Origin of the sequence: Streptomyces sp. G-G2 (assembly GCF_030063135.1) — a bacterium.
GTDB lineage: Bacteria > Actinomycetota > Actinomycetes > Streptomycetales > Streptomycetaceae > Streptomyces.
Genome location: NZ_JASISO010000043.1, coordinates 62,478 through 73,735 on the forward strand (window position 1 = coordinate 62,478; position 11,258 = coordinate 73,735).

General features: G+C 73.7%; 13 protein-coding genes. 7 read left to right on the forward strand and 6 right to left on the reverse strand.

Annotated elements, in window-relative coordinates:
- The first annotated feature begins 49 nt into the window (after nt 1–49).
- Nucleotides 50–613 carry a GNAT family N-acetyltransferase gene (locus QMF80_RS28825; RefSeq protein ID WP_283458501.1) on the forward strand — a complete coding sequence of 188 codons (564 nt, stop codon included), beginning with the start codon at nt 50–52 and terminating at the stop codon, nt 611–613.
- Nucleotides 614–750: 137 nt separating this feature from the next.
- Here the strand turns inward: QMF80_RS28825 and QMF80_RS28830 are convergent, their stop codons facing one another.
- Together QMF80_RS28830 and QMF80_RS28835 are read right to left on the reverse strand one after the other, a co-directional pair.
- Nucleotides 751–1,074 (reverse strand): acyl carrier protein, encoded by a 324-nt coding sequence (locus tag QMF80_RS28830; protein ID WP_283458502.1) that lies wholly within the window; start codon nt 1,072–1,074, stop codon nt 751–753.
- Nucleotides 1,075–1,160: 86 nt separating this feature from the next.
- Nucleotides 1,161–1,388 carry a hypothetical protein gene (locus QMF80_RS28835; protein ID WP_283458503.1) on the reverse strand — a complete coding sequence of 76 codons (228 nt, stop codon included), beginning with the start codon at nt 1,386–1,388 and terminating at the stop codon, nt 1,161–1,163.
- A gap of 373 nt (nt 1,389–1,761) precedes the next feature.
- Between QMF80_RS28835 and QMF80_RS28840 the strand changes: the two genes are divergently transcribed.
- Nucleotides 1,762–3,051 carry an aminotransferase class V-fold PLP-dependent enzyme gene (locus QMF80_RS28840; RefSeq protein ID WP_283458504.1) on the forward strand — a complete coding sequence of 430 codons (1,290 nt, stop codon included), beginning with the start codon at nt 1,762–1,764 and terminating at the stop codon, nt 3,049–3,051.
- A gap of 244 nt (nt 3,052–3,295) precedes the next feature.
- Nucleotides 3,296–3,874, forward strand: a complete 579-nt coding sequence (locus tag QMF80_RS28845) for a hypothetical protein (RefSeq protein ID WP_349372249.1) — start codon at nt 3,296–3,298, stop codon at nt 3,872–3,874.
- Between the two features lie 466 nt (nt 3,875–4,340).
- On the opposite strand, the gene QMF80_RS28850 is transcribed toward QMF80_RS28845, so the two are convergent.
- The 3 genes from QMF80_RS28850 to QMF80_RS28860 all read right to left on the reverse strand — a co-directional run bounded on the left by QMF80_RS28850 (nt 4,341) and on the right by QMF80_RS28860 (nt 6,837).
- Complete coding sequence (locus tag QMF80_RS28850) at nt 4,341–4,904, reverse strand: nitrobindin family protein (protein ID WP_283458505.1); 564 nt, start codon at nt 4,902–4,904, stop codon at nt 4,341–4,343.
- 119 nt (nt 4,905–5,023) lie between these two features.
- On the reverse strand, nt 5,024–6,601 hold the full coding sequence (gene mdlC / locus QMF80_RS28855) for a benzoylformate decarboxylase (RefSeq protein ID WP_283458506.1): 1,578 nt from the start codon (nt 6,599–6,601) through the stop codon (nt 5,024–5,026).
- Nucleotides 6,598–6,837 (reverse strand): hypothetical protein, encoded by a 240-nt coding sequence (locus QMF80_RS28860; protein WP_283458507.1) that lies wholly within the window; start codon nt 6,835–6,837, stop codon nt 6,598–6,600. Before QMF80_RS28860 ends, mdlC begins: the two co-directional genes overlap by 4 nt.
- 205 nt (nt 6,838–7,042) lie before the next feature.
- Between QMF80_RS28860 and QMF80_RS28865 the strand changes: the two genes are divergently transcribed.
- Entirely contained in the window at nt 7,043–7,399 is a 357-nt protein-coding gene (locus QMF80_RS28865; RefSeq protein ID WP_283458508.1) for a hypothetical protein, read from the forward strand.
- Here the strand turns inward: QMF80_RS28865 and QMF80_RS28870 are convergent.
- Nucleotides 7,335–7,967: a helix-turn-helix domain-containing protein gene (locus tag QMF80_RS28870; RefSeq protein ID WP_283458509.1), complete on the reverse strand. Its 633-nt coding sequence runs from the start codon at nt 7,965–7,967 to the stop codon at nt 7,335–7,337. The two genes, QMF80_RS28865 and QMF80_RS28870, sit on opposite strands and share 65 nt — an antisense overlap.
- A 182-nt stretch (nt 7,968–8,149) precedes the next feature.
- Here QMF80_RS28870 and QMF80_RS28875 point away from each other — a divergent pair, with 182 nt between their 5' ends.
- From QMF80_RS28875 to QMF80_RS28885, 3 genes are all read left to right on the forward strand, one after another.
- Nucleotides 8,150–9,727: an acyl-CoA carboxylase subunit beta gene (locus tag QMF80_RS28875; RefSeq protein WP_283458510.1), complete on the forward strand. Its 1,578-nt coding sequence runs from the start codon at nt 8,150–8,152 to the stop codon at nt 9,725–9,727.
- On the forward strand, nt 9,724–9,933 hold the full coding sequence (locus QMF80_RS28880) for an acyl-CoA carboxylase epsilon subunit (RefSeq protein WP_283458511.1): 210 nt from the start codon (nt 9,724–9,726) through the stop codon (nt 9,931–9,933). Before QMF80_RS28875 ends, QMF80_RS28880 begins: the two co-directional genes overlap by 4 nt.
- Nucleotides 9,934–10,210: 277 nt before the next feature.
- Entirely contained in the window at nt 10,211–11,137 is a 927-nt protein-coding gene (locus tag QMF80_RS28885; protein ID WP_283458512.1) for an NAD-dependent epimerase/dehydratase family protein, read from the forward strand.
- Nucleotides 11,138–11,258 lie beyond the last annotated feature (121 nt).

Below are 11,258 nucleotides of genomic sequence, written 5' to 3' on the forward strand. Positions count from 1 at the left end.
GGAACCGCAGGCCGGAGGGGGCGTTGTAGAGCCCTTGTACGATCGCGCCATGGCAGAGACCACTCTCGCGGGCGCCACGGCGCTCGATGGCTCGGCGCTCGACGGTGCGGTGGCGCTGCGGCCGGTGACCGCCGCGGACCTCGACCGCTTCGAGGCGGAGTTCGCGGGCCCCCACGGCCCCGGCCCCTACCAGTGGTTCGGCCACACACCGACCGCCCGCCCGCGGCAACTGCACGCTGAGCGGGGTCTGTTGGGCGGGGACGAGAACATGCTGTCCGTCACCGTCGGCGACACCCTGGCCGGGCGCGTCGAATGGTTCCGCCGCTCATGGGGGCGGGTGGACACCTCGGCCTGCTGGGAGATCGGGATCGGCCTGTTCACCTCGGCCCGCGGCCGGGGCACCGGCACCCGGGCGCAGCGCCTGCTCGTGGAGTACCTCTTCGAGCACACCCGGGTGGAACGGATCCAGGTGTGCACGGACGCGGACAACATCGCGGAGCAACGGGCCGCGGAGAAGGCCGGGTTCGAGCTGGAGGGCCGCATCCGCAGGGCCCAGTGGCGCGCGGGTGCCTGGCACGACCAGCTGATCTACTCGATCCTGCGCGCACCGTGACCCCGGACCCCGGACCTGTGACCCCGGACCCCGGGCGCGCGGGCCCGGCACGCCGGGCCCGGACATGACCGAAGCCCCCGGTGCGGTCGGGAGACCGGCGGGGGCTTCGCGGTGGGTGGTCGGGTGGGGCGGGGCGGTCAGGCGACGGCCCACGGGCTGAGGTCGCGGGTGCGGTGGCTCGCCGCGGACGGCCACTCCTGGTCCCAGGCGGGCTGGAGCGCGGCGGAGAGGATGCCCCACAGCTGACCTGCGGTGAGGGCGTGCACGGGGATGACGACCTGTCCGGCGAGGCTGGTGCGGAAGGCCCGCTCCAGGCCGCTGATGATGCCGATGAGTGCCATGGAGTCCAGCCCGTACGCGTCCATCGGGACGTCGGCCGCGGGCTCCTTGTCCTTGCCGAGCCCGGGCAGGCCCTGGCGCAGGACGGTCTCGAACTTCGCGTTCCACGGTGCGTGGGCCATCGGGGACTTCCTTCCGGGCGGCGGTGCGGGTGCTCCTCGTGCTCCTCGCAGCACCGTGCCGCATCCGGCTAGAGCCGCCGTGGAGGTTACGGCCAGCCGATGGGGGCCGGGGTCGGCGCCGGGGTGGTCGGCGGGGCCACCGGCCAGCCGATGTCGGCGGCGGCGTCGGCGACGGCGACGGCCGTGACACCGGTGGGCGGGGCGACCGGCCAGCCGATGTCGTCGCCGCCCGCGGCGTTGGCGACTCCGCCGGCGGTGAGGACGGCGGCGCTGACGAGGGTGGCGGTGGCGATGAGGCGGGCGATGTTCTTCATGGTGTCCTCCGTGGCAATTGTTTGTTGCTGCTTGGCAACCTCTCTGCCAAGAAGATTGGCAACACCCACTGGAAATCCGCTCGAAATCCGCTGGAGAAGGAGTGGAGAACCTCCGAAAAGGGCCCGTATTTTCCACCCGAGGCTTAGTCGTTCGCCTCTTGGTGCGCCTCTGGCCTGTATGAATGCAAACCGGGTGGGAGTGGCCGCGAATGTTGCCAAACATTGCCAAGGCGGAGTCGTCGGGGTAGCCGCCTAGAGTCCCGCCTGAGTGGACGTTGTCAAGGATTGCCAAGAGGGATGAGGGGTGGGCAACATATTGCCAAGCTAGTTGGCAACACTTGGTACACCCCAATTGTGGGGGGAGGCCCCTGAAATGAACACGGCTCACCTCAACACCGCGGGCACCGGCCGGATGCCTGCCGCCGTGCGCTCCGTACTCGCCGACGCCACCGCCCGCGACGACCTCTACGGTCCGTACGACCTGGAGGAACACCTCGGCGCGGTCCTGCACACCGAGGTCTACGAGCGCCTCGGCGCCCTCCTCGGCGTCCCGGCCGCGCACACCGCCCTGTTCACCGGCGCGGCCCCCGCCTTCGAGTTCCTCGTCTCACGCCTCGCCCTCACCCCTGGCGACCGGATCTGGACCACCCCGTACGAGGGCGTGGCCCACCTGACCACGCTCTACGCCCTGCGCGACCGCACGCACTGCACGGTGGAGGTCGTCCCGCTGCGCGCGGACGGAGACCTCGACCTGGAGTGGATGAGCGCCCACCTCGACGAGGACGTGGCCCTCGTCTCGGTCGCCCACGTCGCCGGGACCCTCGGTACGGTCAGCCCGGTCGAGGCCGTCGGACGGCTGCTCGCCGGCCACCGGGCCCGGTACGCCGTCGACGCCTCGCACTCCGTCGGGCGGCTGCCCGTCGACGCGGCGGCCATCGGCTGCGACCTGCTCACCGCCGACGGCTGGCGGTTCCTGCGCGGCCCCGACTCCATCGGATTCGCCTACGCCGCCCCCACGCTGAGGACCGGGCTGACCGGGTACGCACCCCAGGCGCCCCACCCCGCGGCCGTCGCCGCCCTGAACGCGGCCCTCGCCCACGACGCGGCGGCCGCGCGGCTCCCGCGGCGCGACCTGACGCCGGAGTTGCGCGCGGTCCTGGAGCGCACGCCCGGCATCGAACTCCTCACCCGGGGCGCGGAGCCGGTGGCCCCGAGCGCGGAGCTGCCTGCCGCGGGCGCCGAGCCGGCCGGCCCGGGGGCTGGGCCGGCCGGTCCGGGCCGGGAGCAGTCCGGCATCCTCGCCTTCCGGCACGCCGATCTGCCCGCCGCGCCGATCCGGCGGGGCCTGGCGCGGCGCGGGGTCGTCGTGTGGAAGACGGTGGCGCAGGAGACTCCGCTCCATCTTCCGGGCCGGGGCGTCACGACCGCGTTGCGGGCGTCCGTCCACTACGACAACACCCCCGAGGACATCGACCGCTTCGACCACGCCCTACAGGAAGTGCTCCAGGAACTGCGGGAGGAACTGCGCGCCCGCGAGCAGAGCTCTCCGGTCCGCGTGCTCGCCCCTGCGGCGTCCGGCTCGGCCGCCCCCCGCCAGGCCGGACCCGCCCGGACCCCGGCCCGCCGCGGCCACCTCACGCTCCTCGCGGGAGCCGCGGGCTGACACCGCACGCCCGGTCGATTCGGTCACCCTCACCCGTTCCGCTCACCCGGCACGTCCGGTCGTTCCCACTTGTCCCGTTGGTCCTGCCGGTACCCGTTGGTCCTGCGGTGCCCGGTGGTCCTGAGGCACCCGGTCGCCACCCGCAGTCTCCCCCGGACAGGGGAGACGGATCCCCCCGGCCGGGGGACGACTGCGGGCGAGCGAGGCCGCACGCTGGATTCCTGGTGGTGGAGGGGGAATTCGGGTGGAACGCTGGGATCGGGTCGGGCGCAACGCGGCGTATGGGGCGGCCCCCGCGCTGTCGCCGTACCCGCTGATCAAAGTCGCGTGGGTGGTCGGCTCCCTCGTGGGAGTGCTGCCGGTCGGCGAGGGGTTCGGCCTCACGGCGTGGGTGGTGCTCAACACCGTCACGATCGGCATGGCGTCGGTCGGGATCGCTTTGTCGCTCGCGCTGGTGCGGCCGTGGGGGATGCGGATACCGGGGGCGCAGGTCGCGTTCTGTTCCTGGGTGGGGTCGGGGTTCCTCGTCTCGGTGCTGCCCTTCCTCTTGTTCGGCGCGCTCCTGAACGCGGGCGGCGACGCGCGGGCCGGCGGCGGTGCCGACCCGGCCATGCCGGTGTGGGAGGGCGTACTGGTCGAGTTCGGCTTCCTGGGGATGGGGCTGGGGCTGGCCCTCGCCGTCCCGGCGTACCTGCGCCGCCGCTGGCCGGACGCGGGCCGACGGGTGGGGGCCGTGGTCCGGGTCGAGTTCGTGGAGGACCTTGCGGGCGTCCTCCAGGATTCCCGCCGTGCACAGCACCCGCCACTGCCCGTACGCCGGTGACTGGGCGAGCGCGGTGGCCAGGAAACGGGTCTCGGCCTCGCCCTGGATGTCCCGGAGGCGGCCGCGCCGGTCCTCGGCGGGGTCCTCGGCCGCGATGTGCTGGTCGGCGATCTCCGCCGCACCCAGCCACCCGCCTCCCCGGTCCACGTACCGTCGGCGAGGCCCTCCGCCATGGCGCCCTGGGCCACCAGGATCGCCCCGACGGGCGCCAGGACCGGATCGGGCAGGCTGATCAGGTCGGCGGCGATCCACCAGGACAGCGTGGCGGCGATCACCGTCTTGAGGATGGTGTTCCCGTCCCCGAACCCGGCCAGGGCCCGCTCGCCCAGCCGCTCCAGGACGGAGCCGCCCCTGGAACGGGCGGACCGGCGGGTGGGGCGGGGACTCCCGGACAGCCTGCGCGCCTCCGGACCGGTGGTGATGATCGGCGGGTACGAAGGCGACCCGTACCGACGGGCGGGCGGCGCTACTTCGCGGACACGTCCTGCTCCCCGGCGCGCCGCAGCCGCGCCGAGAGGTGGTGCTGGAGCGGCTGGCCGACCGCCGCGAGGTCGTGGACGAAGGTGAGCGTGCCGTCGTCGGCCAGGGTGTAGCGCCGACGGGTGGCGCTGACCTCCTTGGCGGTGGGCGCGAGCGCCACCTCGTGGGTCTCGAGGTCGACGGCCGTGCCGTCCGCCCGGCCGACCAGGATCTCCGCGATGCCCGTCGGCTGGGTGATCAGCGCCTCCACCCGGCCGTCGGGCTGGAGCCGCCACCAGCCGCTCTCGCGGGCCGACGGCCGCAGCGGTGCGTCGTCGGCGTCCAGCAGCCAGGCCCGGGTCTCGTAGTGGAGGAAGGGCCGGCCGTCGTGGCTGAAGGTGACCTCCTGCGCGTACGTGAACTCCCCGTCGAGCGTGGGGTAGCCGCCGCGCCCCCGCCCGTGCCAGGTGCCCAGGAACCCGAGCACCGGCCCCAACAACGGGTGCGGCGCGGGCGCCTCGTCCGGCCGGTGGGCGTCGGGGTACGGATGCCCTGCTGCGGGGTCGAACACGGTGCGCGCTCCTGGTGTCGGTGCTGTGTGGTGCCGGCGGAAGCCTAGCGCCGGCCGTGGCCGGGAAGGTCCACGACCGTTGCCCGGGCCGGCGCTCCCCCCGTGGCGGCGGCACCCGTTCAGTCGGCGGTCACGACCTCCAGCAGGTAGGGGCCGGTCGAGGCGAAGGCGGCTTCCAGGCCGGGCGCGAGCTGCTCCGGGCGGTCCACCCGGGCTGCGGCACAGCCCTGTGCCCGGGCCAGACCGGCGAAGTCGATGTGGGGCAGGGCGGTGCCCACGGGCTTGCCCATCCCGAAGCGTTCGGCGAAGCGGTCCACCGTCGCGTACCCGCCGTTGTTCACCACGACGACCGTGATCGGTAGGTTCAGCTCGGCCGCGGACCACAGCGCCTGGACGGAGTACATCGCGGAGCCGTCCCCCACCACGGCGATGATCCGCTCCGTCGGGCGGCCCAGGGCCATGCCGACGGCAGCGGGCAACGAGTGTCCGAGGGAACCGCTGGCGCACGTGTAGAAGCTTTCGGGCCGGGTGTTGGGCAGGTACGAGCACATCACCTGCCTGCTGCTCGGCGCCTCCTCGACGATGACGCCGTTCGCCGGGCGCAGCTCGGCGAGCGTGCGCATGAGGAACGGCTGGGTGATCACGGAGGACTCGACCACCGGGGCCGGCAGGGGCCGGGCGGGCGGCAACGGCCGGTTCCGCAGCGGGGCACGGCCGAGCAACTCGCCCACCGCGGGGAGGAGGCTGGTGACCACGGAGGTGCCCACCGGGGTCCAGGCCGCGGTCTGCGAGTCGTCCGTCAGCTGGTACAGCGCGGTGCCCGGCGGCACGTACGGCCCCGCGCCCGCCACGTGGTAAGTGAACACCGGCGCGCCCAGCGAGAGCACCACGTCGTGCCCCGTGAGCTCCGCCACGATGCCCTCGCGCAGCGGCGGGAGGAAGCCGGCGAACAGCGGATGGTCCTCGGGGAAACTGCACCGGGACGACATGGGGGCCGCCCAGACCCTGGCGCGGTGCAGCTCGGCGAGGGCGACCACAGCGGCGAACGCCCCCTCCTGGTCCACTCCGGCGCCCACCACGAAGGCGGGGCGTGCCGCGCCGGCCAGCGCCCGTCCCACCTCGTCGATCAGGACGGCGTCGGGGCGCAGGGTCCGGCTCACCCTGCGCGTGGCGACGGGCTCGCAGGGTACGTCCCAGTCGTCGGCCGGCACCGAAACCAGGGTGGGGCCCGTCGGCGGCGTCATGGCGAGGTGGTAGGCACGCGCGATCGCCGCCGGAACGTCCTGCGGCCGGGCCGGTTCCCGGCTCCACTTGACGTACGGCCGGGGCAGTTGCGCGGCCTCGTCGTTGAACAGGTACGGCTCGCCCGCCAGCAGCGACCGGGCCTGCTGCCCGGCCACGATGACCAGGGGGGTGCGGTTGCGGTACGCGGTGAACAGGTTGCCCATGGCGTGCCCGACCCCCGCCGCCGAGTGCAGGCTGACCAGCGCCGCGTTGTGGGTGGCCTGCGCGTGGCCGTCGGCCATGCCGAGCACCACGGATTCCTGGAGCCCCAGCACATAGCGGAAGTCCGGCGGGAAGTCGCGGAGCATCGGCAGCTCGGTCGAGCCGGGATTGCCGAAGACGGTGTTCACGCCGAGCTCCCGCAGCAGGGAGAAGGTCGCTTCCCGGACGGTCGGGCCCGTGCCCTGGGTCATCGTGGCTCCTCGGGGGGGACGTCGGAATCGGTCTTGGCAGCGGCCAGGGCGGCCCAGACGACCGCCGGAGACAGCGGGGACGCCGTCAACCGCTCCGCGATCTCGGGCACCGCGCGCGCGACGGCGTTCGCGATGGTCGCGGGGGGCGGGATGGTGCCGCTCTCCCCGAGCCCTTTGAAGCCTCCGGGGATCACGGTGCTCGGCGTCACCCGGTCCTCGATGACCACCGCGGGCACGTCTCCCGCGGCCGGCAGTGCGTAGTCCGCGTATCCCGTGCTCAGCGGCAGGCCGGTGAGCGGGTCGCGCCCGAGCTGACCAGGGTGGCCAGGGCGAGCCGGGTCTTCTCGCCGCCGGACAGGACGCCGACCGGCTTGTCGGCGTCGTCGCCGGTGAAGAGGAAGGAGCCCAGCAGGCTACGGGCTTCGCCGTCGCGCCGCCACCGTGGCTGCGGAGCGCACGGCCCTCCACGACCTCGCGTCCGTGATGGCGAAGGTGCCCCAGCTCATCGTCAGCGTGCCCGGCTTCGACCGTTGCGCGGCCTGGCGCACCGACGAGGTCGAGCAGGCCCTGGTGGCGGCGGAAGCGCGGCTCGGCGACACGGGCGGCGTGCGCCTGCGCCCGTCCGGTACGGAGCCGGTGATCCGGCTGCTCGTCGAGTCCCCGGACGCGGCCCTTGCGGCAGAGATCTCGCGGAACCTGAGCACGACCATCGCCGGGGCGCTGGCGACCGGCACTAGCCGGTCCTCGCCCGGCGGCGGGCCTGGTGCTCGTCCTCCTCGCGTTGCAGGTCGCGGATGACCTGGGCGAGGGAGACGGCCTTGCCCCAGTGGCCCGAGGCCGGTGCCGCCGGGGCGAGGCCGACGACCGCGTCCCAGTTCGCGAGGGCCTCGTCGGCGCTCGCGGTACGCCGCCCCCGCTCCTGGAAGTGGAAACACCGCACGCCGTGGGCGAGGAGGTCGCCGCGGTCCGTCAGATGCGCCACCCACTCGGCCGCGACCGCCTCGCCCGGCGGGTTCACCGTCGCGAGGACGGGTGCGGCGTCCGTCGCGAGCCGCTGCTCCCAACGGCCCCTGCTGGTCGGCCGGCACGCCGGGTCGCCGTAGGGATGGGTGTGCGGCTCGGCCCCGACCTCGCCCACCAGGTCGTTCAGGCGGCGCACCCGGAGGATCTCGGCGATGCGGAGGATCTCCGGCAGCCGCGGCACCTTGATGGTGCCCGTCTCGACCTTCTTGACCCACGACGGGTGGCGGCCGGGGAGCCCGGCCAACTGCTCACGGGTCATTCCTCTGCGGTTGCGGTAAATCTGCACTCGTTGCCCGAACGCGACGGGGTTGTCGTACGGGTCCTGGCCGGCATCGGCTGACACAGCGGCGCCCCTCTCCATGCAGCTCGACACCGCCGGGGTGGGGGCCACGGGCCCCCGAGTTGGCCTGCTCACGGCCACAACCCACCACACGGTCCCCGGGCGGAGTCGAGCAGGTCTCCAAGACCTCTTGAGCCCCCGGGGCGACGGTGGCTGGATCCGGCCTTCAGACCTGGAGGATCCACATGACCATGGCTCCCGAAGCCCCACCCATACCGGTTCTGGACCGAGCCGCCGAACTGGCCGAGATCAAAGCCCGGGCCTTCGCCGGGCCCGACGAGCGGGCGACCGAGCGCCAGCACGCCAAGGGGAAGCTCACCGCCCGCGAGCGTATCGACCTGCTGCTCGACCCCGGTTCCTTCCAGGAGATCGAGGCCCTGCGGCGGCACCGCGCGACCGGCTTCGGACTGGAGGACAAGCGGCCCTACGGCGACGGCGTGATCACCGGCTGGGGCACCGTCGACGGGCGCAACGTCTTCGTCTACGCCCACGACTTCCGCATCTTCGGCGGCGCCCTGGGCGAGGCCCACGCCGAGAAGATCCACAAGGTGATGGACCTCGCCGAGGCGGCCGGAGCCCCCCTGGTCTCGCTCAACGACGGCGCGGGGGCCCGTATCCAGGAAGGCGTCAGCGCCCTCGCCGGGTACGGCGGGATCTTCCAGCGCAACACCCGCGCCTCCGGCGTCATCCCGCAGATCTCGGTGATGCTCGGCCCGTGCGCGGGCGGCGCCGCCTACTCGCCCGCCCTGACGGACTTCGTCTTCATGGTCCGCGAGACCTCGCAGATGTTCATCACCGGCCCGGACGTGGTCCGCGCGGTCACCGGCGAGGAGATCAGCCAGAACGGCCTCGGCGGCGCCGACGTGCACGCCACCGTCTCCGGGGTGGCCGCCTTCGCCTACGACGACGAGCCGAGCTGCCTGGAGGACGTACGGCACCTGCTCTCGCTGCTGCCCTCCAACAACCGCGAGAGCGCCCCCCGCGAGGCCTGCGACGACCCGGCCGACCGGACGACCGAGGCGCTGGAGCAGATCGTCCCGGCCAACCCGCAGCAGGCGTACGACATCCGCAAGGTCATCGAGGAGACCGTCGACTACGGCGAGTACTTCGAGGTCCAGCCCGGCTGGGCGCAGAACATCGTCTGCGCGCTGGCCCGGATGGACGGCCACGTCGTCGGCTTCGTCGCCAACCAGCCCGCCGCCCTCGCGGGCGTCCTCGACATCCACGCCTCCGAGAAGGCGGCGCGGTTCGTGCAGTTCTGCGACGCGTTCTCGATCCCGCTGGTGACGCTGGTCGACGTACCGGGCTTCCTCCCGGGCGTGGACCAGGAGCACAACGGCATCATCCGGCACGGCGCCAAGCTGCTGTACGCGTACTGCAACGCCACCGTCCCGCGCATCTCCCTCGTGCTGCGCAAGGCGTACGGCGGCGCGTACATCGTCATGGACTCGCGTTCCATCGGCGCCGACCTGGCGCTCGCGTGGCCCACCAACGAGATCGCGGTGATGGGCGCGGAGGGCGCCGCCAACGTCATCTTCCGCCGGGAGATCGCGGCCGCCGACGACCCCGAGGCGATGCGCGCGCAGAAGATCAAGGAGTACACGACCGAGCTGATGCACCCGTACTACGCGGCCGAGCGCGGCCTCGTGGACGACGTCATCAACCCGCAGGAGACCAGGGCCGTCCTGATCCGGTCGCTGGCCATGCTGCGCTCGAAGTACGCCGACCTGCCCGCCCGCAAGCACGGGAACCCGCCGGTATGACGGCCGGGGAGCAGGCACCGCTCTGGCGGGTCGTCAAGGGCCGCCCGGACGCGGCGGAGACGGCCGCGGTGGCCGTGGTACTGGCGCTGCTGGCGGGACGGCAGGAGGCTGGGGCCGAAGCGGAGGGGCCGCGCGGCGAGCCCGTCGGCTGGGGACGCACCGAGAGGGGCTCGTTCCGGTCGGCGGGGGCCTGGCGTACGGGCTGAACCGCGCCCCCGTCGGCCGGTCGCCCCGGGACGGGCGGCCGGCGTTCCGGCGGCCTCGCGGCTCGGTCTTCCGGCGGCCCGGCGGGCCAGGCGGGCCGGCGGGTACGGGAGACGGGTCAGGGGGCGTGGTCCGGTCCGGGCCGTGGCGCGGGTTCGTCCGGCCCGTATCGCGGGTTCGCCGGGCAACCGGACCGGCCTGTCCCTATGTTGGGGTCCGCCACCTCGTGCTCCGCCCCCACCGCGGCTGATCCAGCCCCACCCCTCCGGAGGGCTTCGCGTGCTCACCATCCTGATCACCGGCGCGTCCGGCTTCGTCGGCGGTCACGTCACCCGCGAAGCCGCGCGCCGGGGCCTCGCCCTGAGCCTGCTCTCGCACAGCCGTCCCCCGGCCGCCGCCGTCCGCGGCGCCCGTACCGTACGGGCCGACCTCGCCGACCCCGGCTCGCTGAGCGGGGTCTGTGACGGAGTGGACGTCCTGCTGCACTGCGCCTCGCGGATCGGGGGCAGCCCCGAGGCCAACGAGGCGGTCAACGCCCGCGGCACCGCCGCGCTGCTGGCCGAGGCCCGCCGGGCCGGGGTACCGCGCGTCGTGTACCTGAGCACGGCCTCCGTGTACGGGCGCGGCACCTTCCGGGGCGAGCGCCCCGAGCAGGTGCCCCGCAATCCGGGCTCGCCCACCTCGCTGACCCGGGCCGCCGCCGAGGACGCGGTCCTCGCCGCCGGCGGGATCGTCCTGCGCCCCCACCTCGTCCACGGCGAGGGCGACACCTGGGTGGTGCCGGGAGCGTTACGGATCCTGCGCGCCCTGCCCGGCACGGTGGACGGCTGGCCCGCCCTGCTGTCCGCCATCTCCGTACGCGACCTGGCCGGGCTCCTGCTGGGGGCGGGCCTGGCGCCCGCCGCCGACCTGACGGCCTCCGTCTACCACGCGGCCCATCCCGTCCCGGTCACGGCCGGTGCCTTCCTGCGGGCGGTGGCCGAGGGCGCCGGTCTGCCGTGGCCGGAGCGGGACCTGAGCGTCGAGGAGGCCCGGGCGGCGCTGGCGGCGCACGGCCAGTCCCCGCACGGGCTGGACATGCTGACCACCGACCACTGGTTCGACAGCGCGCAGCTCTGGGCCGATCTCCGCACGGATCCCGGCCCGGCCTTGAACGCGGCGGTATGGGCGGTTCCAGCGAAACAACAGTGCGAGGCGGAAGGCTAAGTGGTCGACGCGCGAAGTCCTTCGGGGGTTGACTCCGGAGCCGGTGGTGAGTGTGGCGATTCTCGAGGGCATCAAGCGTCCGTATCGGGCTGCGTCCCTGCTTGGAACAGGTGAACATTGA